The sequence below is a fragment of the Kitasatospora sp. NPDC056138 genome (genome assembly GCF_042264695.1).
Taxonomy (GTDB): domain Bacteria; phylum Actinomycetota; class Actinomycetes; order Streptomycetales; family Streptomycetaceae; genus Kitasatospora.
In genome coordinates this window covers 281,305-301,471 of record NZ_JBHJVK010000001.1, presented here as the reverse complement: position 1 = coordinate 301,471, position 20,167 = coordinate 281,305, and the positions used below count along the sequence as shown (strand labels likewise).

At 72.0% G+C, this 20,167-nt stretch carries 19 protein-coding genes, 4 tRNA genes and 1 pseudogene; 18 read left to right on the top strand and 6 right to left on the bottom strand.

Features of this window, described 5'->3' with window-relative positions; translation table 11 throughout:
• Positions 1–13: 13 nt before the first annotated feature.
• A pseudogene (locus tag ACFC1R_RS01350) lies at positions 14–145 on the top strand (LysR family transcriptional regulator); the annotation flags it as partial.
• A gap of 56 nt (positions 146–201) precedes the next feature.
• On the opposite strand, the gene mug reads toward ACFC1R_RS01350, so the two are convergent.
• A complete protein-coding gene (mug, locus tag ACFC1R_RS01345; RefSeq protein ID WP_375930774.1) occupies positions 202–762 on the bottom strand; it encodes a G/U mismatch-specific DNA glycosylase in 561 nt (186 codons plus the stop codon).
• 122 nt (positions 763–884) lie between these two features.
• Between mug and ACFC1R_RS01340 the strand changes: the two genes are divergently transcribed.
• The gene (locus ACFC1R_RS01340; RefSeq protein ID WP_375930771.1) at positions 885–1,358 is read left to right on the top strand and encodes a hypothetical protein; all 474 of its coding nucleotides are present in this window, start codon (positions 885–887) and stop codon (positions 1,356–1,358) included.
• A 499-nt stretch (positions 1,359–1,857) separates the two neighbouring features.
• Here the strand turns inward: ACFC1R_RS01340 and ACFC1R_RS01335 are convergent, their stop codons facing one another.
• Positions 1,858–2,346 carry a YajQ family cyclic di-GMP-binding protein gene (locus ACFC1R_RS01335; protein WP_045304362.1) on the bottom strand — a complete coding sequence of 163 codons (489 nt, stop codon included), beginning with the start codon at positions 2,344–2,346 and terminating at the stop codon, positions 1,858–1,860.
• A gap of 261 nt (positions 2,347–2,607) precedes the next feature.
• On the opposite strand from ACFC1R_RS01335, the gene ACFC1R_RS01330 reads away from it, so the two are divergent.
• Positions 2,608–2,688: transfer RNA gene (locus ACFC1R_RS01330), tRNA-Tyr, on the top strand.
• A gap of 157 nt (positions 2,689–2,845) precedes the next feature.
• Here the strand turns inward: ACFC1R_RS01330 and ACFC1R_RS01325 are convergent.
• Complete coding sequence (locus tag ACFC1R_RS01325) at positions 2,846–3,445, bottom strand: superoxide dismutase (protein WP_375930768.1); 600 nt, start codon at positions 3,443–3,445, stop codon at positions 2,846–2,848.
• A 488-nt stretch (positions 3,446–3,933) separates the two neighbouring features.
• On the opposite strand from ACFC1R_RS01325, the gene ACFC1R_RS01320 reads away from it, so the two are divergent.
• The 4 genes from ACFC1R_RS01320 (at position 3,934) to ACFC1R_RS01305 (ending at position 9,339) form a co-directional block, all read left to right on the top strand.
• Complete coding sequence (locus tag ACFC1R_RS01320) at positions 3,934–4,506, top strand: universal stress protein (protein ID WP_375930765.1); 573 nt, start codon at positions 3,934–3,936, stop codon at positions 4,504–4,506.
• An 11-nt stretch (positions 4,507–4,517) separates the two neighbouring features.
• A complete protein-coding gene (locus ACFC1R_RS01315; RefSeq protein WP_375930762.1) occupies positions 4,518–4,919 on the top strand; it encodes a hypothetical protein in 402 nt (133 codons plus the stop codon).
• Positions 4,920–5,163: 244 nt separating this feature from the next.
• Positions 5,164–7,035: an APC family permease gene (locus tag ACFC1R_RS01310; RefSeq protein WP_375930759.1), complete on the top strand. Its 1,872-nt coding sequence runs from the start codon at positions 5,164–5,166 to the stop codon at positions 7,033–7,035.
• A gap of 309 nt (positions 7,036–7,344) precedes the next feature.
• Positions 7,345–9,339 (top strand): APC family permease, encoded by a 1,995-nt coding sequence (locus ACFC1R_RS01305; RefSeq protein ID WP_375930912.1) that lies wholly within the window; start codon positions 7,345–7,347, stop codon positions 9,337–9,339.
• A 348-nt stretch (positions 9,340–9,687) separates the two neighbouring features.
• On the opposite strand, the gene ACFC1R_RS01300 is transcribed toward ACFC1R_RS01305, so the two are convergent.
• On the bottom strand, positions 9,688–10,983 hold the full coding sequence (locus tag ACFC1R_RS01300) for a hydrolase (RefSeq protein ID WP_375930756.1): 1,296 nt from the start codon (positions 10,981–10,983) through the stop codon (positions 9,688–9,690).
• A 256-nt stretch (positions 10,984–11,239) separates the two neighbouring features.
• On the opposite strand from ACFC1R_RS01300, the gene ACFC1R_RS01295 reads away from it, so the two are divergent.
• The 6 genes from ACFC1R_RS01295 (at position 11,240) to ACFC1R_RS01270 (ending at position 14,042) form a co-directional block, all read left to right on the top strand.
• Positions 11,240–11,312: transfer RNA gene (locus ACFC1R_RS01295), tRNA-Thr, on the top strand.
• Positions 11,313–11,355: 43 nt separating this feature from the next.
• Positions 11,356–11,428, top strand: a tRNA-Met gene (locus ACFC1R_RS01290).
• A gap of 82 nt (positions 11,429–11,510) precedes the next feature.
• Positions 11,511–11,675 (top strand): 50S ribosomal protein L33, encoded by a 165-nt coding sequence (gene rpmG / locus ACFC1R_RS01285; RefSeq protein ID WP_006604855.1) that lies wholly within the window; start codon positions 11,511–11,513, stop codon positions 11,673–11,675.
• A gap of 141 nt (positions 11,676–11,816) precedes the next feature.
• Complete coding sequence (locus tag ACFC1R_RS01280; RefSeq protein WP_375930753.1) at positions 11,817–12,275, top strand: MaoC family dehydratase N-terminal domain-containing protein; 459 nt, start codon at positions 11,817–11,819, stop codon at positions 12,273–12,275.
• A gap of 5 nt (positions 12,276–12,280) precedes the next feature.
• Entirely contained in the window at positions 12,281–12,703 is a 423-nt protein-coding gene (locus ACFC1R_RS01275; protein ID WP_375930750.1) for a MaoC family dehydratase, read from the top strand.
• Between the two features lie 298 nt (positions 12,704–13,001).
• Positions 13,002–14,042 carry a UDP-N-acetylmuramate dehydrogenase gene (locus ACFC1R_RS01270; RefSeq protein WP_375930747.1) on the top strand — a complete coding sequence of 347 codons (1,041 nt, stop codon included), beginning with the start codon at positions 13,002–13,004 and terminating at the stop codon, positions 14,040–14,042.
• A 319-nt stretch (positions 14,043–14,361) separates the two neighbouring features.
• On the opposite strand, the gene ACFC1R_RS01265 is transcribed toward ACFC1R_RS01270, so the two are convergent.
• Positions 14,362–15,381, bottom strand: coding sequence for an adenosine deaminase (locus ACFC1R_RS01265; RefSeq protein WP_375930744.1), 1,020 nt, complete (start codon positions 15,379–15,381; stop codon positions 14,362–14,364).
• Positions 15,382–15,472: 91 nt separating this feature from the next.
• The gene (locus ACFC1R_RS01260; RefSeq protein ID WP_375930741.1) at positions 15,473–16,711 is read right to left on the bottom strand and encodes a pyridoxal phosphate-dependent aminotransferase; all 1,239 of its coding nucleotides are present in this window, start codon (positions 16,709–16,711) and stop codon (positions 15,473–15,475) included.
• Positions 16,712–16,960: 249 nt separating this feature from the next.
• Here ACFC1R_RS01260 and ACFC1R_RS01255 point away from each other — a divergent pair.
• The 5 genes from ACFC1R_RS01255 (at position 16,961) to rplA (ending at position 20,061) form a co-directional block, all read left to right on the top strand.
• A tRNA-Trp gene (locus ACFC1R_RS01255) sits at positions 16,961–17,033 on the top strand.
• A 148-nt stretch (positions 17,034–17,181) separates the two neighbouring features.
• Positions 17,182–17,541, top strand: a complete 360-nt coding sequence (gene secE / locus ACFC1R_RS01250) for a preprotein translocase subunit SecE (protein WP_375930738.1) — start codon at positions 17,182–17,184, stop codon at positions 17,539–17,541.
• A gap of 208 nt (positions 17,542–17,749) precedes the next feature.
• On the top strand, positions 17,750–18,661 hold the full coding sequence (gene nusG / locus ACFC1R_RS01245; RefSeq protein WP_375930735.1) for a transcription termination/antitermination protein NusG: 912 nt from the start codon (positions 17,750–17,752) through the stop codon (positions 18,659–18,661).
• Positions 18,662–18,826: 165 nt separating this feature from the next.
• Entirely contained in the window at positions 18,827–19,261 is a 435-nt protein-coding gene (rplK, locus tag ACFC1R_RS01240) for a 50S ribosomal protein L11 (protein WP_375930732.1), read from the top strand.
• Between the two features lie 77 nt (positions 19,262–19,338).
• The gene (gene rplA, locus ACFC1R_RS01235; protein WP_045304349.1) at positions 19,339–20,061 is read left to right on the top strand and encodes a 50S ribosomal protein L1; all 723 of its coding nucleotides are present in this window, start codon (positions 19,339–19,341) and stop codon (positions 20,059–20,061) included.
• The last annotated feature ends 106 nt before the right edge of the window (positions 20,062–20,167 follow it).

Genomic DNA, 20,167 nt, shown 5'->3' with positions numbered 1-20,167 from the left:
GTCGGCCCGGGGCGGCCCGCAGCCGCCCACCCGCTCGGTCGGGTACGTCACCACGCCCGAACTCGCCCGCACCGTGGCCGTCCGGGCCCTGGTCCGGGAGCTCCGTTCGGCCGACCTCCCCGCCGGACCGGCCGCCACGGTCTGACCTCCCGGGCCTCGCACCGGCTGAACTCCGGTGCCCCGCAACGTTCGGGCCGCGCGTCAGTCCGTGGGCGGCAGCGCCTCGCGCAGCGCACGGAACTCCGCCGCCAGGCCGTCCAGCGTGTAATGGGCGTTCAGGCCACTGGGGTTGGGCAGTACCCACACCTCGGTGTCACCGATCCGCTCCTCCTGGTGCCCGATCCGGGCCCGCGGCCGGCTGAAGCCCGTCCGGTACGCGCCGATCCCCAGCACGGCCAGCGCGTGGGGGTGGAGCCGCTCGACCCGCTCCACCAGTGCCGCACTGCCCTGCCGGTACTCCTCGGCGGTCAGCTCGTCCGCCTTGGCCGTGGTGCGGGCCACGACGTTGGTGATGCCGAGGCCCAGGGCCGGCAACTCCTGCTGCTCGTCCGGCCGGAGCCGGCGCGGCGTGAAACCCGAGCGGTGCAGCGCGGGCCAGAAGCGGTTGCCGGGCCGGGCGAAGTGGTGGCCGGTGGCGCCCGACCAGAGGCCGGGGTTGATCCCGCAGAAAAGCACCCGCAGCCCGGGGGCGACGACGTCCGGGATGGTGGTGTTCCGGGCGGCGGCGAGCTGCTCGGGGGTGGGGCGGATCGGGTCGGTCATCGGGCCAGTCTGCCGGGTGGGGTTCCGTCGCCGCATTCCCGGTACTCGACAGAAGATCTAATAAATAGTCAGTTCGATTATTCTTGTGGCCCGGTATGCCGTAAGTAGCGCAGAATGACTGAGTGTCATACGAACTCAGAGCGCTGCTCGCCTCGGTCGAACTGGCCAATGTCGTGGCCGCGGAGGTCCGGCTCGCGCGGGCCGTGCGGCTGGAACAGGAACTGGCACTGATCCCGCTGACGGCCGAACTGCTCGGCGTCCTCGACCAGCCCGAAGACGCTGTCGTGGCGGGTTTCGACTTCTTCCCCGGCGGTTTCGGCCGACGCCTCGGCGCCTGGTCCAAGGCCGGTCCGATCGCCTACGTCGAGGCCGACTACTTCGGCGGCCGGGGCAGCCAGCGGGGTGCCGTCTGGGTGGACGGAAAGATCGAACTCGGCCCGCTCGGCGTCGTGGCCGGCGAGCCCTTCCCCGCCGAGGGCAGCCCGATATCGCAGGTGCTGCGCCGGCTCGGTGCCCACCACCCTTGCGGGGAGGACGAGTTCGAGGCGGTCGGCCTCGGCCGGCACCGCCACCTGGAGGGCTGGCTGGGGCGCTGATCCGGGCCGGCCCGGTGGCCCGGTCGCGGTGCGGCGGGGCGTATCGCCATCGGGCGTACGTTCCGTGTGCGAGCGGTGGCCGGGTGCCAGGGGGTGCCCCGACGTGTGGTGCCGGCGACATGCCTGAACTCCGTGGATGAGGAGAACGCACCGCATGCGCGCCACCCGGGCGGCCGCCGTTCCGGCCGCACCCCTTGCGCTGGCCACAGTCGCCACAGCGTCCGCCATCGTCGCCCGGGCGGCCGATGCCGCGCGTGCGACCACCCCCTGTTCCGCCCCGCCCCGGATGGGCCTGCCGCCGGACGGCCCGCCGCTCCCGACGCCGGGGTCCCGGACGTCCAGGGTGCCCCGGCGGGGTGCTCGACCCCGTCAACGGGCTCGCCTGCCGGGCTCCGCTGCCGGCTCCCGCACCGGCCGGCGGCTGGCCGGCCCCGGCACGCGCCTCGGCCCCGGACCGCGCACGGTCCGGGGCCGAGGCGTGCGCCCGTGCGGCGCCGGGTCAGCGGTAGTTCACGAACTGGATCGCGAAGTCGAGGTCCTTGCCCTTGAGCAGCGCCTGGACCTCCTGCAGGTCGTCCCGGCTCTTCGAGGTGACACGCAGCTCGTCGCCCTGGACCTGGGCCTTGACGCCCTTGGGGCCCTCATCGCGGATGATCTTCGCGACCTTCTTGGCATCGTCCTGGGAGATGCCCTCCTTCACGTCCGCGAAGATCTTGTACTCCTTGCCGGAGAGCTGCGGGTCGGCCGCGTCCAGCGCCTTGAGCGAGAGCCCGCGCTTGATGAACTTGCTCTGGAGTACGTCCAGGATCGCCTTGACCCGCTCCTCGCCGTTGGCCTTCATCTCGATCTTCTCGCCCGACCGGCTGATCTCGGCGCCGACGTTCTTGAAGTCGAAGCGGGTGGCGATCTCGCGGGAGGTCTGGTTGATCGCGTTGTCGACCTCCTGCCACTCGACCTTCGAGACGATGTCGAAACTGGAGTCGGCCATGGTGTGTTGGTCTCCTTGATGCTCTGGCTTCACTAGTCCGCGCCCGCCCGTGCGGGGCAGGTGCCGCCCCAGCCTATCCAGCACCGCCCCCGCCCGCCCCCGACAGCCACGCGGTCGCCGTGATCGCCCCCGGGTCCGGCGGGCACCCGCGCGGGCACCCTGCGGACACCTGGCGAGTGCCTATCGAGTGGCGGACCACCCCCATCCATCAGGTATGGTTTACCACGTCGAACGGGGCAGCCCCCGGGAGACGCAATCCCTGGCTGGTTGCCCGAGCGGCCAAAGGGAGCAGACTGTAAATCTGTCGCGCAAGCTACGCAGGTTCGAACCCTGCACCAGCCACCGGATAACGGAACGGCCCCTGATCAGCGGAAACGCCAATCGGGGGCCGTTTTCGTCGTGCCCGACCGCCAGCCCGGCCGATGGCTGTCGGGAGTGGCTGTCGGGGGGCCGCCGACGGCCGGGGCCGCCCTGGTGCGGGCCCCGGCCGGACGGCGTGTCAGGCCTGGGTGGCGGCGAAGCGGGTGCTGACGTCGGTCCAGTTGACGACGTCCCAGAGGCGGGTGACGTAGTCCGGGCGGACGTTCCTGTACTGCAGGTAGTAGGCGTGCTCCCAGGCGTCGAAGGCGAGCAGCGGGGTGGTGCCCTGGCCGACGTTGCCGTGGTGGTCGTAGACCTGCTCGACGATCAGGCGCTTGCCGAGCGGCTCCCAGGAGAGGATGCCCCAGCCGGAGCCCTGGACGCCGACGGTGGCGGTGGTGAGCTGCTTCTTGAAGGCGTCGAAGCTGCCGAAGTGCTCGGTGACGGCGTCGGCGAGGGCGCCCTCGGGCCGGTCGCCGCCCTCGGGGGAGAGGTTCTCCCAGAAGAGCGAGTGCAGGACGTGGCCCGAGAGGTGGAAGGCCAGCGTCTTCTGCAGGCCGACCAGCCCGCCGAACTGCTCCTTGTCGCGCGCCTCGGCGAGCTGCTCGATGGTGTCGTTGGCGCCCTTGACGTACGCGGCGTGGTGCTTGGAGTGGTGCAGTTCGAGAATCTCCGCCGACATCGCGCGCTCCAGCGCGGAGTAGTCGTACGGAAGGTCGGGGAGCGTGTACTGACCCATGGTTGCGAAGGCTCCTAGTCACTGTGGTTCAGCCGTGCTGCACAGGTGTTCGCCGTGCCCGGCCAACACTATTGCGTATAGCTTGCAATTACATCTGAATGGCATCAGAGTGTTGCGCGGGGGTGGGCGGCCAGTCAGCCTCCCCGCCGAAGACCGTCCCCGGCGCACCGCCGGGAGTCCTCCGCCAGAGCTGATCGTCTTCCCAACCGGCGCCCGCCGGGACACCTGGCCGCCCCCCCCTCGCCCATCCCGCGGCACCCGATCCGCCGCCCCTTTCCGCCCTGCCCCGCCCCGCCACGCCTCGGCCTGCCGGGATGTGACGGGCCGTCGGCGACGGCGGCCCCGTCCACGCGCCGTCAGGGGCGCGTACGGATCTCCGGCCGCCCCGTCAGGGCTCCGTCAAGGAGAGCCGCACGGCCCGCCACCGCTGCTTCGCTGGGAGAGGTCGAGCCGGACAAGGCCGGGTCGGGCCGAGCGGAGGGACGGAGATGGAGCACAGCCGGGAGGACGGGGCGCAGCGCCGCCTGGTGGTCGGCGTCAGCGGATCGCTGGGCAGCCTGGCCGCGCTGCACCGGGCCGTCGCCGAAGCCCGCCGCACCGGTGCCGAGGTGCTCGCCGTGCTCGTCTGGGAGCCCCCGGGCGGGGAGCACGGCTACCGGCGCTCGCCCTGCCCGCCGATGCTCGCCGCCTTCCGGGACGCCGCCGTCGAGCGGCTGCGCACCGCACTGGAGGAGGCCTTCGGTGGCGCGCCGGCCGATCTCGGGGTGCGCTTCCAGTCCCAGGCGGTCCGCAGTGAACCCGGTTACGCCCTGGTGCAGTTGGCCGACCGGCCGGGCGACGTCCTGGTGGTCGGCGCCGGCCGCGGCAGCCGGCTGCGCCCCTCGGTCGCGCGGTACTGCCTGCGGCACGCCGCCTGCCCGGTGCTCGCCGTGCCGAGGCCCGCGCTCCAGCGCGAACTGGAGCACCGTCGGCCGTGGTCCGTCCGCAACCTCCGGACGCTCTGGCACCCGCGAACGCCGGAGACGGTCGAGGAGGACCTCGAACTCGCCTTCCGGCACTGAGGGGGCGGGCCGTGCAGCTGTACCGGGCCAGGCCCGGTAGCCACTGGTACCGTCCGGTCACCTCGCGCCTCGCACCGGACATGTCGGCAGCCCTCGGGCTGGTCGGCGGGGCCGCGCTGGCCGGGGCGCTCGCCGGGGTCGGCGAGCTGCGGCCGGGCTGGTTCGCGCTGGGCGCGTATGCGGCTCTCTGCGGCGTACTGGGTGCGGTCTCACGCCCTGCGGCGGCACCGCTGATCGCCGGTGCGGGCTGGCTCTTCTTCGACGGCTTCGTCGTGCACCGCTACGCCCAGCTGGGCTGGGCCGGTCTCGGGACCGAACTGGCCCGCTTCGCGTTCCTCGCCGCCGCAGCCCTGGTCGGCTCGCTCCCGGCCGCCCTGCCGCGCCGCAGGGTACGCGTCGAACACCTCGTCTGAAGCCGGTCCGACGCCCGGCCCGAAGCGGGTCCGACGCCCGGCCCGGAGCGGGGTGCCCGGCCCGGGGCCGCCGAAGGCCGGCCGGTCGGGCGCCAGGGGCCGTGCGGGGGCAACCGCCGTGCGGAACCGCCGTCAACACGGCGTCAGTTCGCCCGGTCGCTGCGTCAAGAACCCGTCAGGAGCGGCGGCGGGCGCGTCCGGCCCGGTGACGATCAGAGCACATCGAACAGTGGAGGTCAGGCCGATGCCCGGCACCGACATGCAGCGTCCGGCGAGTCCCCTCGCCGCGGACGAGGAGCCACCTGATACCGGCGCCCCGTACGAGGAGGAGCGCTCCCGCGACAAGCTGACCGCCCTCGGCGGCCTGGCCGCCCTGTCGCTGGACGCGATGGCCTCCGTGGCCTACGGGCCGGAGTCGATCGTGCTGGTGCTCGCGGCGGCAGGGGCGTACGGCCTCGGGTTCACGCTCCCGGTCACCGTCGCCATCGCCGTGCTGCTGGGCGTGCTGGTGGCCTCCTACCGCCAGGTGATCGCCGCCTTCCCGGACGGCGGCGGCTCGTACGCGGTCGCCAAGGCGCACCTCGGCCGCCGGGCCGCGCTGACCGCCGCCGCTTCGCTGGTCATCGACTACATCCTGAACGTCGCGGTCTCCGTCACCGCCGGCGTCGCCGCGCTGACCTCCGCCGTCCCCGAGCTGTACGACGATCGGATCTGGCTCTGCCTGGGCGTGCTGGCCCTGGTCACCGCGGTGAACCTGAGAGGCGTCGCCGAGTCCGCCCGCTGGTTCATGGCCCCGACGGCCGTCTTCGTGCTCGCCATCCTGGCGATCATCGTGGCCGGGCTGTTCCGGTCCACCCCCGCCAGCACCGCGGCCGCCGCCGGACACGCCTCCACCCTGGCCGACAATGCCACCACGGTCGGCGCGCTGCTGCTGCTCAAGGCGTTCGCGGCCGGCTGTTCGGCGCTGACCGGTGTCGAGGCGGTGGCCAACGCGGTCCCGTCGTTCCGTGCCCCCCGGGTCAGGCGCGCCCAGCACACCGAGGTCGCGCTCGGCGCGCTGCTCGGCGTGATGCTGATCGGCCTGGCCGTGCTGATCGGCCGCTTCCACCTCCAGCCGGTCGAGGGCGTCACCGTGCTCGCCCAGCTGGCGGACGCCTCGCTCGGCCACGGCTTCGGCTTCTACCTGGTGCAGTTCTCCACCGTGATCCTGCTGGGCCTGGCCGCCAACACCTCCTTCGGCGGCCTGCCCGTGCTGATGCGTCTGCTGGCCCGCGACAACAACCTGCCGCACGTCTTCGCCCTGCGCGCCGACCACCAGGTGCACCGGCACGGCGTGCTCTTCCTCTCGCTGGTCTCGGCCGTGCTGCTGGTCGGCTCCGGCGGGGACGTCAACAGCCTGGTGCCGCTCTTCTCGATCGGCGTCTTCGTCGGCTTCACCATCTGCCAGGTGGGCATGGTCAGGCACTGGAACGGCGAGCGCGGGCCCGGCTGGCGCGGCAAGGCGCTGCTGAACGGCTTCGGCGCGCTGCTCACCGGTACCGCCACCCTGGTGGTCACCGGCACCAAGTTCACCGAGGGCGCCTGGGGCATCTGCCTCGCGCTGCCGCTGCTGGTCGCGCTCTTCGAGCTGGTCCACCGCACCTACGAGCGGATCGGCGAGCGGCTGGAACTGGGCCGGGTGCCCGGTGCGGTGACCAGGCAGCGCTCGCTGGTCCTCGTCCCGGTCACCGCGATCTCCCGGCTGACCAGGGACGCCCTCTCGGCCGCCGTCTCGCTCGGTGACGAGGTCATGGCCGTGACCGTGGTCCACACCAGTCCGGACGCCGAGGACCGGCAGGCCGCGGAGGCGCTGCGCCGCGACTGGGAGCTGTGGCAGCCCGGTGTCCCGCTGGTCGAGGTGACGGACGCGCACCGCAGGCTCGGCGCCCCGCTGGCCGCGTACGTCAACGAGCTCGGTGTCGAACGGTCCTACGAGCGGATCACCGTACTGATCCCCGAGGTCGAGCCGGCCAAGTTCTGGCAGCGCGCGCTGCAGAACCAGCGCGGCGCGGTGATCGACCGGGCGCTGCGCCGCCGGACCGACGCGGCGGTCTGCCGGCTGCGGCTGCGCATGTAGCGGGCGGCCGAAGGCTGGGAGCGGACTGGGAAGAGGCTGAAAACGGCCTGGAAGGTAACTGTTAGCCCATATGCCCGATTACAGCTCGACATCTTGACGCACCCTTAACGCCGGGCCCGCGCGCCGCCGCGAGCCCGGCGAAAGCGACTGCCCCTACTGCTCCGACCTGCGGAAACGTTACTCCGAATGGGCGGGCGAAGGGCGCGCCGCGCGCCTCGGAGGCCCATTGCCCCGTCACGCGAGAGCCCTACGCTCGCTGATGTGTTCAACGTGCCCCAGGCGCTCAAGCGCCTTGTGATCGGTAAGGCCATGCGCAGCGAGGAGCTGGGCGAGACGCTGCTCCCCAAGCGACTGGCCCTGCCGATCTTCGCTTCCGACCCGCTCTCCTCGGTGGCCTACGCCACCCAGGAGATCCTGCTGGTGCTCACCGTCGGTGGCACGGCCTTCCTGTACCTGACTCCGTGGGTCGCGGCGGGCGTCGTCCTGCTGATGGCGGTCGTGGTGATGTCGTACCGGCAGGTCGTGCACGCGTACCCGAGCGGCGGCGGCTCGTACGAGGTGGTCTCCAAGAACCTCGGCGACAACGCCGGTCTGGTGGTCGCGGCCTCGCTGCTGGTCGACTACGTGATGACGGTCGCGGTCTCGGTGGCGTCCGGCGTCGACAACATCATCTCGGCGATGCCGAGCCTGGCCGACTACCGGGTCGAGCTGGCGGTCGCCTTCGTGGTGCTGCTGGCCGCGATGAACCTGCGCGGCGTACGCGAGTCCGGCAAGGCGTTCGCGGCGCCGACGTACCTGTTCATCGGCGGCATCCTGCTGATGGTGGTCACCGGCTTCGTCAAGGTGCTCTTCGGACACGCTCCGGTCGCCTCCAGCGCCGGGATGGGCATCATCCCGGTGGACGGCAAGGACACCCTGGCCGGGCTCGGTCTGCTGATGCTGGGCCTGCGGGCCTTCGCCTCCGGCTGCACCGCGCTCACCGGCGTCGAGGCGATCTCCAACGGCGTCCCGGCGTTCCGCGCCCCCAAGTCGAAGAACGCCGCGACCACGATGTCCGTCATGGGCATCACCGCCGTGGTGATGTTCGTCGGCATCACGGCGCTGTCGCTGATCACCAAGGTCCACTACGTCGACGACGCCTGCCAGCTCACCGGCGTCCCCGGCGACTGCAAGACTTTCGCCCAGCCGACCGTGATCGCCCAGCTGGCCTCCTCGATCTTCGGCGGGGACCACAGCATCCTCTTCTACCTGATCCAGGCGGTCACCGCGCTGGTCCTGATCCTGGCCGCCAACACCGCCTTCAACGGCTTCCCGCTGCTGGCCTCGATCCTCGCCCAGCACCGCTACCTGCCCCGGCAGATGCACACCCGCGGCGACCGGCTGGCCTTCTCCAACGGCATCATCGCCCTCGCGGTGGTGGCCGGCGGGCTGCTGGTGCTCTACAAGGCGGACGTCACCAGCCTGATCCACCTGTACATCCTGGGCGTGTTCACCTCCTTCACGCTCTCCCAGATCGGCATGGTCAAGCACTGGAACCGGGCGCTGGCCACCGAGGCCGACAGCACGGTCCGGGCGGCCGCCCAGCGCTCCCGGGTGATCAACGGCTTCGGCGCGGTCGTCACCGCACTGGTGCTGGTGATCGTGCTGATCACCAAGTTCACCCAGGGCGCCTGGCTGGCCGTGGTCGCGGCCGTCGTGCTGTGGGTGATGATGCGCGGCATCCGCCGGCACTACGACACGGTCGCCGAGGAACTCGCCGTGGACGATCCGCAGGCCGAGTCGGTCCGGCCCTCCCGGGTGCACGGCATCGTGCTGGTCTCCAAGCTGCACAAGCCCACGCTGCGCGCCCTCGGGTACGCCCAGGCGTTCCGCCCCGACTCGCTGGAGGCCGTCACGGTCTCGGTCGAGAAGGACGCGACCAGGGAACTGGAGTCGCACTGGGACGAGTACGACCTCCAGGTCCCGCTGAAGGTCCTGGACTCCCCCTACCGCGAGATCACCAAGCCGGTCGTCGCGTACGTCCGCACCATCCGCCGCAACAGCCCGCGTGACGCCATCGCCGTCTTCATCCCCGAGTACGTGGTCGGCCACTGGTGGGAGCACCTGCTGCACAACCAGTCGGCGCTGTGGCTGAAGAGCCGGCTGCTCTTCACCCCCGGCGTGATGGTGATCAGCGTCCCCTGGCAGCTCAGCTCGGCCGGCCGGGCGGACCACCCGTCCCGCCGGGCCCCCGGCTCGGTCCGTCGCGGCGAGCCGACGCTCAGGTCGGAGCACGAGAAGATCCCGGCACCCGAGAACGCCTGATCTGCCGCACCGCCGTCGAGGCCCCGGACAGCACCCCGCTGTCCGGGGCCTCGCCCGTCAACGGGGCGTCAGGAGCGGCCTGTGGCCCGCCAAGAGCGTGTCAGGGCGGCGGACGGCGGGTCCGCCCGCGGGTAGCGTCGTGGTCGAAGGCCGGTGCTGCTCCGTGGGGGGTGCGGCAGCCGGCCGCACGGCGGGCGTGGGGCCCGCCGGCCGCGTTGCCCGAGCGGCGGACCGGGCGCCGCCGTACGGGGAAGACGAGTACGCGTACGGCGGCCCGCGGCCCACGAGGGTGCCGCCGTGCGGTCCGCACACCCGTGCGCGCCCGTGCCCCCGTGGCCGGTCCGGGGCTCAGCCGGGCCCGCACTGGCGCGGCAGGGCGAGGGCGACGGTGTCCGCGAACTCGCGCACGGCACTGGTCCGGCTGACGATCCGTCCGCTGTGCACCACCAGTCGGCTGTGTCCGCCCGCCAGCGCCCCCGCGAGGCTGTCGCCGCGCACCGCGAGCAGCTCGGCGGGGAAGCCCGCGTCCACCCGGACCGGCGGCAGCCCGAGGGTGAGCCTCACCTGGTTGCTGACCGCCTCGTACGCGGCCTCCGGGTTGAGCACGCCGCCCGCCGCGAGCAGGTACGCGGACTCCAGCGGGTCGGCCCGGCCGACCGGGTTGCTGAGGTCGCGCAGGGCGCCGCTGCCGGCCGCGAACGGGATCCGGGCCGTGGCCAGCTCCCTCAGCAGCGCCGGCCGCAGGCCGGGGGCCGGGCCTTCGACCCCGGTGCAGCAGCCGTTCTGCGGCAGGTAGACCAGCCGGATGCCGCTGCTGGCCAGCACGGTGGAGCCGCCGGGCGCCAGGGCGCCGCACGGGCCGAGCACCACCCGGGGCCGCAGCGGGGCGAGCGCGCCCGCGAGCCGTGCCAGCTGGGCAGGGTCGGCGGCGGCGGTGTGCAGGTCCACCGGGCAGTCGGCCTCGCGGGCGGCCTCCAGCAGCACCTGGACGTACCCGACCGGGTCGGGATCGAGGTCGGGGCAGCCTCCTGCGGCGGTCGCGCCGAGCTTGAGGGCCTCGCGCAGCTGGGCCCGGCCGTCCGCCCCGGCGAGGCCGGTGAGCAGCCGGGGCATGGCGACCGCCTGGAGCTCGGCGAGCCCGCGCAGGGCCTGCCGGGCGGTGAGCACGGCCTCCAGCCGGCGCAGGCCGTGGACGTCGCCGATCCGGACGTGGGTGCGCTGGGCGGTGGCACCGTAGCCGAGCGAGGTGAGGGCCGCTTCGGTGACCCGGCGGACCAGGTCGGCGGGGGTCTCGGAAGGCGGCGTGGCCAGGGCGGCGGAGAAGGCGGCGTCGTAGTGGGCGTGCGGTTCGGCGGGGGCGGGGAGCAGCAGGTAGCCGCCCAGGTCGATCCGGGCGCCGGTGGTGGCGGTCGGAGTGCCGGGGAGGGCGGGCAGCGGGCCGAGGCTGCCGCTGGTGCCGACGGCCTGGATCCGGTCGCCGCTGATCCGCACGTCCACCACCCGGCCGTCGGCCAGCCTGGCGCCGGTGAGCAGCAGGACCGGCCCGTGGCTGAGCGGTCCCTCGTGCCCGGCGCCGGGGAACGAAGGCGGCTGGCCGGCCCGGCCCGGCCCGGGGCCGTCCGTGGGTGTGCTGTCAGCGCTCATCGGCCGGCTCCTCGCTGTCCGGCGGCCCAGGGGGCGCCCCGCGAGCCGCAAGATCACTGGTGGTCGAGCCTATGGGGAGTGGCGCCGGGGCGCTCGGAGGCTGGCAAAAGTCGTATCGGCTCGGGCCGTGGGTTCTCAGGCAGGCCCGAACGCGAGTCTCGGATCGAAGCGCCCGTGCGCCCCGCCGACCTGGGATCCTCCCCGTCGGATACGGATTTCACCTCTGGCCGGGAAACGTGTAATGTCTTCCTCGTTCGCCCCTATAGCTCAGTCGGTAGAGCGTCTCCATGGTAAGGAGAAGGTCTGCGGTTCGATTCCGCATGGGGGCTCTGGTGAGAAGGATCGCACTCCGGTGCCGGTTCGGATCATCAAAGCGGTGTAGCTCAGTTGGTAGAGCAAGCGGCTCATAATCGCTGTGTCACCGGTTCAAGTCCGGTCACCGCTACCCGCGTAGTCGATCGGGAGATCGAACTCCCGATCGGCTACTCTTGTTGTGTTCTTATTCGTTGTCCCAGGAAGGCACTCCCGTGGCTGCCACCGACGTCCGCCCGAAGATCACGCTGGCCTGCGTGGAGTGCAAGGAGCGGAACTACATCACCAAGAAGAACCGGCGCAACGACCCGGACCGTCTTGAGATGAAGAAGCACTGCCCCCGCTGCAACTCGCACACCGCGCACCGCGAGACCCGCTGACCCCGCAAGGTGTCGCCGGGCCTGTGTGACATAGGCTCTCGGCTCCAGGCCGCATCCCGCAAGGGGCGCGGCCTGGAGCTTTTTCGTATGGCTTTTCGTATGGCTGTGAACAGGCCTGACCAGTAGTCGGAGGAGTTGCCCATGCCGCTCGACCCCTCGTTCATCGGGCGGACGTACCCGCCCACCCCGCCGTACGAGGTCGGCCGGGAGAAGATCCGGGAGTTCGCCGTCGCGATCGGCGACGCCAACCCCGTGTACACCGACCCGGAGGCCGCCAAGGCGCTCGGGTACCCGGACGTGATCGCTCCGCCGACCTTCCCGTTCGTGATCACCTATCAGGCCTCGGCCCAGGTGGTCGAGGACCCGGAGCTCGGTCTGGACTTCTCCCGGGTGGTGCACGGCGACCAGAAGTTCGCGTACACCCGCCCGGTGCGGGCCGGTGACCGGCTGGCGGTCACCGTGACGATCGACTCCATCAAGTCGATGGCGGGCAACGACGTCCTCTCGGTCCGTGGCGAGGTGCACGACCAGAGCGGCGAGCACGTGGTCACGGCACTCATGATGCTGGTGGCGCGCGGCGCGGACGAGGCAGGGGAGTAGCAGTCATGGCGATCAGCTTCGACGAGGTGGCGGTCGGCACCGAGCTGCCGGCCCGGTCCTTCCCGGTCACCCGGGCCACCCTGGTCCGCTACGCGGGTGCCTCGGGCGACTTCAACCCGATCCACTGGAACGAGAAGTTCGCGCTGGAGGTCGGCCTGCCCGACGTCATCGCGCACGGCATGTTCACCATGGCCGAGGCCGTCCGCGTCATCACCGACTGGGTCGGCGACCCGGGCGCGGTGGTCGAGTACGGCGTGCGGTTCACCAAGCCGGTGCCGGTGCCCAACGACGGCGTCGGCGCGGTGATCGAGGTCACCGGCAAGGTCGCGGCGCTGCTGGACGACCGGCGGGTCCGGGTCGACCTGGTGGCGACCAGCGGCGGCCAGAAGGTCCTCGGGATGTCCCGGGCCGTGGTCCAGCTCTCCTGACGGGCGGGAGGGCCGGGGCCCGGGAGGCGGCAGCACGCCCCCGGGCCCCGGCCTTCCGCGTCTTCGCGGTCCCGCGCTTCGGGTCCCTGCGGGCGGTGTTCTGCGGCGGGTGTTCCGCAGGCTGCGCCGGCCGGCGGTTCTGCCCGGCCGCAACACCGTTGGCACAGGCGGCGACCGGAGCACCGGCCGTGACGGACGCGGGCCGCACCACCCGGACGCGGGCCGCCGGTCCGGAGCCGGGCCGGGGCGGAGCGACGTCCCGCCGAGCAGCCCGAGGGCACCCCGTAGTCTGGAGCGCGTGCTTGTAGAACACGACGCCCCGCTCGCCCCGCTGACCACGCTCCGGCTCGGTGGACCGGCCCGCCGTCTGGTCACCGCCACCACCGACGCCGAGGTCGTCAGCACCGTCCGGGAGGCCGACGAGGCCGGGCAGCCGCTGCTGGTCATCGGCGGCGGCTCCAACCTGGTGATCGGGGACGCCGGGTTCGACGGCACCGTCCTGCGGATCGCCACCACCGGCTTCGAGCTGGACGGCACCACCCTGGAGCTCGCCGCCGGCGAGGTCTGGGCGGACGCCGTGGCCCGTACGGTCGACAAGGGACTGGCGGGCATCGAGTTCCTGGCCGGCATCCCCGGCTCGGCCGGCGCCACCCCGGTGCAGAACGTCGGTGCGTACGGCCAGGAGGTGGCCGGCAGCATCACCGAGGTCGTCGCGTACGACCGCGAGGCCGGCGAGACCGTCACGCTGGACCGCGACGAGTGCCGGTTCTCCTACCGCCACAGCCGGTTCAAGGCGCAGCCGGACCGGTACGTGGTGCTGCGGGTGCGCTTCGCCCTGGAGGACGCCGCCGGACAGTCCTCGCCGGTGAAGTACGCCGAGGTGGCGCGGACGCTCGGGGTCGAGGCCGAGCGGCGCGTCGACCTGCGGACGGCGTACGAGACGGTGCTGCGGCTGCGCGCGGGCAAGGGCATGGTGCTGGACCCGGCCGACCACGACACCTGGTCGGCGGGCTCCTTCTTCACCAACCCGATCCTGACCGCCGACCAGTTCGCCGCGTTCCTGGCCCGGCTCGACGGGCGCACCGCGCCCGCTTACCCGGCGCCGGACGGCTGCACCAAGACCTCCGCCGCCTGGCTGATCGACCAGGCCGGCTTCGGCAAGGGCTGGGGCACCGGCAGGGCCACCCTCTCCACCAAGCACACGCTCGCGCTGACCAACCGGGGCGGCGCGACCACCGAGGACCTGCTGGCGCTGGCCCGCGCGATCCGGGCGGGCGTGCTGGACGCCTTCGGCGTGGAGCTGGTGAACGAGCCGGTGATGGTGGGTGTCGCTCTCTAGCGGTCTCCGACGGCGGCGTCCGCAGATCGCGGGGGCGGCGGTGGTCCGTCCGGCGGGAGTGCGCCGGGCGGGAGCGCACCCCGGGACCGGCCGGACGGCAGGGGCCGGACCGGCCGGTGCGACGGGCCGACGACGTCCGGGCCCTCGCCACCCGTCTCGGCGCGCCCGGTGCCACGCGGCCGGTTCCGGCGGTGGCGGACTGATCATCAGAATGCCTCTGCCGCAGCGGAGTTGAACCACGGGGGCGAGGGCGGACCCGCCGGGAGCCGTGAGTCGCCGTCGCCCCGCCCCGCATCGCCGCAGATCCGCCCCGGCGGGCTCAGCCGGCGAGCCAGGCGTCGATGTCGGCGAGCAGGAGCTTCTGGACGTCCTCCGGGGCCCGCGAGCCGCGGACGGACTGGCGGGCCAGTTCGGCGAGTTCGGGGTCGGTGAAGCCGTGGGCGGTGCGGGCCAGGTCGTACTGCGCGGCCAGCCGGGAGCCGAAGAGGAGCGGGTCGTCGGCGCCGAGGGCGAGCGGCACGCCGGCCTCGAAGAGCTGTCGCAGCGGGACCTCGGTGGCGCGCTCGTAGACGCCGAGGGCGACGTTGGAGGAGGGGCAGACCTCGCAGGTGATCTGGCGGTCGGCCAGCCGCTGCATCAGCCGGGGGTCCTCCGCCGCCCGGACGCCGTGGCCGATCCGGCCCGCGCCCAGGTCGTCCAGGCAGTCCCGGACGGACTCCGGTCCGGCCAGCTCGCCACCGTGCGGGGCGGCCAGCAGGCCGGCCTTCCGGGCGATGGCGAAGGCGCGGTCGAAGTCCCTTGCCAGGCCGCGCCGTTCGTCGTTGGAGAGCCCGAAACCGACCACGCCCTGGTCGGTGTAGCGGACCGCGAGCCGGGCCAGCGTGCGGGCGTCCATCGGCGACTTCATCCGGTTCGCGGCGACCAGCACCCGGATCCCCACCCCGGTCCGCTCGGAGGCGTCCCGCACGGCGTCCAGGATCAGTTCGAGCGCCGGGATCAGGCCGCCGAGCCGGGGCGCGTACGAGGTCGGGTCGACCTGGATCTCCAGCCAGCGGGAGCCGTCGCGCCGCTCGTCCTCGGCGGTCTCCAGGACCAGGCGCCGGATGTCCTCCTCGTCGCGGAGCACCGAGCGGGCGGTGTCGTACAGCCGCTGGAAGCGGAACCAGCCGCGCTCGTCGGTGGCCCGCAGCTTCGGCGGCTCGCCCGAGCTGAGTGCCTCGGGCAGCCTGACGCGGTGCTTGGCGGCCAGTTCCAGCAGGGTGGCGGGCCGCATCGAGCCGGTGAAGTGCAGGTGCAGATGGGCCTTGGGAAGGGCCCGTACGTCGCGCAGGGGATCCATTCACGAATCCTGCCGCATCCCGGGGTGATCAGGGAACCGCCCCCGTCACATCCCTCGAAGGGGTGACGGGGGCGGTGCGGGGCGCGGAGCGTCAGTCGCGGGCCTCGCCCAGCAGCTTCTGCATCCGGCTGACCCCCTCGGCCAGGTCGGCGTCGCCGAGTGCGTAGGAGAGGCGCAGGTAGCCCGGGGTGCCGAAGGCCTCGCCGGGGACGACCGCGACCTCGGCCTCGTCCAGGATCAGCGCGGCCAGCTCCGCGGAGGTCTGCGGGCGCTTGCCCCGGATCTCCTTGCCCAGCAGGCCCTTGACGGACGGGTAGGCGTAGAACGCGCCCTGCGGCTCGGGGCAGTAGACGCCCTCGATCTCGTTGAGCATCCGCACCATGGTCTGGCGGCGGCGGTCGAAGGCGGTGCGCATCTCGGCGACGGCGTCCAGGTTGCCGGAGACGGCGGCCAGGGCGGCGCGCTGGGCCACGTTGGAGACGTTCGAGGTGGCGTGCGACTGCAGGTTGGCGGCGGCGGACACGATGTCCTTGGGGCCGATCAGCCAGCCCACCCGCCAGCCGGTCATGGCGTAGGTCTTGGCCACGCCGTTGACCACGATGCACTTGTCGCGCAGCGCGGGCAGCAGCGCGGGCAGCGAGGTGAACGTGGCGTCGCCGTACACCAGGTGCTCGTAGATCTCGTCGGTGAGCACCCACAGGCCGTGCTCCAGCGCCCACTCGCCGATCGCCCGGGCCTCGGCCTCGGTGTACACCGCGCCGGTCGGGTTGGACGGCGAGACGAACAGCACGACCTTGGTGTTCTCGGTGCGGGCCGCCTCCAGCTGCTCCACCGAGACCTTGTAGCCGGTGGACTCGTCCGCGACGACCTCGACCGGCACGCCGCCGGCCAGCTGGATCGACTCGGGGTAGGTGGTCCAGTACGGCGCCGGGACGATGACCTCGTCGCCCGGGTCGAGGATCGCGGCGAAGGCGTTGTAGATCGCCTGCTTGCCGCCGTTGGTGACCAGGACCTGGGAGGCGTCCACCTCGTAGCCCGAGTCGCGCAGCGTCTTGGCGGCGATCGCGGCCTTCAGCTCGGGCAGGCCGCCCGCCGGGGTGTAGCGGTGGTTCTTCGGGTCCTGGCAGGCGGCGACCGCGGCCTCGACGATGTAGTCGGGGGTCGGGAAGTCGGGCTCGCCCGCGCCGAAGCCGATCACGGGTCGGCCGGCGGCCTTGAGGGCCTTGGCCTTGGCGTCCACCGCGAGGGTCGCGGACTCGGCGATGGCGCCGATCCGGGCGGAGACGCGGCGGTCTGCGGGGCGGACGGGGGCGGGGGTGGAAGCGCTCATACCTGCATCGTTGCAGAGTCGGGGACGGCCGGGCACGACGGTTTCAGCATGTGTGCCGGTCCGTCCACGATGTGTGCGGTCACGGGGGTTCTCCGGCGGGACTTCGGCCGAAGGGGTTCGACCAATCGCCGAAGAACCCGTACACTCACTGCTCGATGGCTCCCGAACTGCGGATCCTCCGGGGCGTACACCACGCAACGGTCCGGATGCGGTAGGTTGGTGGTCATCTCCGGAGCCGCGAGGCACCGTAGGGCAATAGCTCAATTGGTAGAGCACCGGTCTCCAAAACCGGCGGTTGGGGGTTCGAGTCCCTCTTGCCCTGCTGCTTGATCCGACTTAAGCCCGTTCGCTCCACAGAGCGAGCGGGCTTGATGCGGAGAGGGCCCAAACAGCACTGCTTTCGCCGGATCGCCCGTGTTGCACAGGCACGCAAGCGACGCTCGGCAGGACCCGGATTCAGGTGAGGACGAGTGACGGAGACCACGGGCTCCACCGCAACGCCTGAGAGCGGCAACCCCGAGGGTGCCGACGGCGCTGGCGAGACCACGTCCGCCGACGGCAGGACGCTGTCGCGGCGCGAGCGCAAGCGGGCCAACAAGGGCGCCGGCGGCGAGCAGAAGTCCGGCAAGCGGGCCAAGAAGGGCCTGTTCGCCAGGATCGGGCTGTTCTACCGCCAGATCATCGCCGAGCTGCGCAAGGTCGTCTGGCCGAGCCGGACCGACCTGATCCAGTACACCAGCGTCGTGGTGACCTTCGTCGTCGTGATCATGGGCCTGGTGTACGGCCTGGACACCGGCTTCGGCAAGCTCTCGTTCTGGGTCTTCGGCTGATCCGTCGCCCCCCGACACCACCCCCGACCCGGGTCGCCCGCCACTGTGCAGGGTGCCCGGGTCGAGCTGTCGGCGCCGACCGGACGAGCCCGCTACCGTTGACTCGGTACTGTTGAGGTATCCGAGACTTCATCCGCGCGGGCCCGCGAGGGCGCCGGGTGGCCCCGGAGCCGTTCCATCTCCACATCCCAGGAAAGAAGCAGCCACCGTGTCTGAGTCCCCCCTGTACGACGCCGCCGAGCTGGACGCGGCCGATGCCGCCGACGCCGAGGCTGCCGAGCAGATCCTCGACGCGGCGGACGCCGATGCGGACGAGGTCGAGGCTGCGGACGAGACCGAGGCGGGCGTGGCGGCCGAGAGCGCCGCGATGCACGAGGTGACCGAGGACGAGACCGCGGCGGACGAGGCGTTCGCCGAGGCCGTGGCTGAGGCCGGGACCGCCGAGGCCGACGCTGCCGAGGGCGAGGCCGCCGAGGTCGAGACCGCCGAGGCCGTCGAGGTCGAGACCGTCGAGGTCGACCCGGTCGCCGAGTTCCGCGAGAAGCTGCGCTACGCGCCGGGTGAGTGGTACGTCATCCACACCTACGCGGGCTACGAGAACCGGGTCAAGCAGAACCTGGAGCAGCGCGCGGTCTCCCTGAACGTCGAGGAGTACATCTTCCAGGCCGAGGTGCCGCAGGAAGAGGTCGTCCAGATCAAGAACGGCGACCGCAAGACCATCCGCCAGAACAAGCTCCCCGGCTACGTCCTGGTGCGCATGGACCTCACCCCGGAGTCCTGGGGCGTCGTCCGCAACACCCCGGGTGTCACCGGCTTCGTCGGCAACGCGTACGACCCGTACCCGCTGACCCTGGACGAGGTCGTCAAGATGCTCGCCCCCGACGTGGAGCGCCAGGCGGCCAAGGAGGCGGGCAAGCCCTCGCCGGTCAAGCCGAGCGAGATCCAGGTCCTCGACTTCGAGGTCGGCGACTCGGTCACCGTCACCGACGGCCCGTTCGCGACCCTGCAGGCGACCATCAACGAGATCAACCCCGACTCGAAGAAGGTCAAGGGCCTGGTCGAGATCTTCGGCCGCGAGACCCCGGTCGAGCTGTCGTTCGACCAGATCCAGAAGAACTAGAGCGTCAGACCTTCGGGTTCGGGGCGGGGCTTCGGCTCCGCCCCGAATCCGTTTTGGCCCAGCGGCGCATCCGCGTTAGCCTGGTCCGATGTGTGTACTCCCGGCCGGGTGTCGCCCTGGCCGAGCACACATCAGCAATCACCTCTCGGAAGGACCCGGAGAGACATGCCTCCCAAGAAGAAGAAGGTCACGGGGCTTATCAAGCTCCAGATCAAGGCCGGCGCGGCCAACCCGGCTCCGCCGGTCGGCCCGGCGCTGGGTCAGCACGGCGTCAACATCATGGAGTTCTGCAAGGCCTACAACGCTGCGACCGAGTCGCAGCGCGGCATGATCGTGCCGGTGGAGATCACGGTCTACGACGACCGCTCCTTCACCTTCATCACGAAGACGCCGCCGGCCGCTCGCCTCATCCTGAAGGCCGCGGGCATCGAGAAGGGCTCCAGCGAGCCGCACAAGACCAAGGTCGCGAAGCTCACCAGCGCCCAGGTCCGCGAGATCGCCACCACCAAGCTCCCCGACCTCAACGCCAACGACATGGACGCGGCGGAGAAGATCATCGCCGGCACCGCCCGGTCGATGGGCATCACCATCGAGGGCTGAAAGCCCAAGTCCTCACGTGGTAGGGCCAGCGCGGCCCGTACACACCACGACTCCTCCATTCACCTTCAGGAGAAGCAGTGAAGCGCAGCAAGGCTCTCAAGGCCGCGGACGCCCAGGTCGACCGCAGCCGCATCTACGCCCCGCTCGAGGCCATCCGCCTCGCCAAGGCGACCTCCACCACCAAGTTCGACGGCACCGTTGAGGTTGCCATGCGCCTGGGCGTCGACCCGCGCAAGGCCGACCAGATGGTCCGCAGCACCGTGATCCTCCCGCACGGCACCGGTAAGACCGCTCGGGTCCTGGTCTTCGCGACCGGCGAGCGTGCCGAGGCCGCGCGTGCTGCCGGCGCCGACATCGTCGGTGCCGACGAGCTCATCGACGAGGTCGCCAAGGGCAAGCTGGACTTCGACGCCGTCGTCGCCACCCCGGACCTCATGGGCAAGGTCGGCCGCCTCGGCCGCGTGCTCGGTCCCCGTGGCCTGATGCCGAACCCGAAGACCGGCACCGTCACCCCCGATGTCGCCAAGGCTGTCAACGACATCAAGGGCGGCAAGATCGAGTTCCGCGTCGACAAGCACTCGAACCTGCACTTCATCATCGGTAAGGCCTCCTTCACCGACGAGCAGCTGGTCGAGAACTACGCCGCCGCGCTGGACGAGGTCCTCCGGGCCAAGCCCGCCGCCGCCAAGGGCCGCTACATCAAGAAGACCGCGGTCTCCACCACCATGGGCCCCGGCATCCAGGTGGACCCGAACCGCACCCGCAACCTCCTGGTCGAGGAGGACCCGGCGTCGGTCTGACGCTGAGGTAGCTTGCGAGCGAGGCGACAGGACGGCCCGACGGCGCAGCCGCCGCCCGAGCCCACGGGCTCCGGGCGGCCGCGTTCCGGGCACCACTGAAGTCCGT

What these genes read in the sequence shown, in the direction of transcription:
- mug (WP_375930774.1), bottom strand. Translation starts at nt 762, where the DNA reads ATGACCGACCCGATCCGCCCCACCCCCGAGCAGCTCGCCGCCGCCCGG.
- ACFC1R_RS01335 (WP_045304362.1), bottom strand. Translation starts at nt 2,346, where the DNA reads ATGGCCGACTCCAGTTTCGACATCGTCTCGAAGGTCGAGTGGCAGGAG.
- ACFC1R_RS01325 (WP_375930768.1), bottom strand. Translation starts at nt 3,445, where the DNA reads ATGGGTCAGTACACGCTCCCCGACCTTCCGTACGACTACTCCGCGCTG.
- ACFC1R_RS01320 (WP_375930765.1), top strand. Translation starts at nt 3,934, where the DNA reads ATGGAGCACAGCCGGGAGGACGGGGCGCAGCGCCGCCTGGTGGTCGGC.
- ACFC1R_RS01310 (WP_375930759.1), top strand. Translation starts at nt 5,164, where the DNA reads ATGCCCGGCACCGACATGCAGCGTCCGGCGAGTCCCCTCGCCGCGGAC.
- ACFC1R_RS01305 (WP_375930912.1), top strand. Translation starts at nt 7,345, where the DNA reads ATGCGCAGCGAGGAGCTGGGCGAGACGCTGCTCCCCAAGCGACTGGCC.
- ACFC1R_RS01300 (WP_375930756.1), bottom strand. Translation starts at nt 10,983, where the DNA reads ATGAGCGCTGACAGCACACCCACGGACGGCCCCGGGCCGGGCCGGGCC.
- ACFC1R_RS01280 (WP_375930753.1), top strand. Translation starts at nt 11,817, where the DNA reads ATGCCGCTCGACCCCTCGTTCATCGGGCGGACGTACCCGCCCACCCCG.
- ACFC1R_RS01275 (WP_375930750.1), top strand. Translation starts at nt 12,281, where the DNA reads ATGGCGATCAGCTTCGACGAGGTGGCGGTCGGCACCGAGCTGCCGGCC.
- ACFC1R_RS01265 (WP_375930744.1), bottom strand. Translation starts at nt 15,381, where the DNA reads ATGGATCCCCTGCGCGACGTACGGGCCCTTCCCAAGGCCCATCTGCAC.
- ACFC1R_RS01260 (WP_375930741.1), bottom strand. Translation starts at nt 16,711, where the DNA reads ATGAGCGCTTCCACCCCCGCCCCCGTCCGCCCCGCAGACCGCCGCGTC.
- rplK (WP_375930732.1), top strand. Translation starts at nt 18,827, where the DNA reads ATGCCTCCCAAGAAGAAGAAGGTCACGGGGCTTATCAAGCTCCAGATC.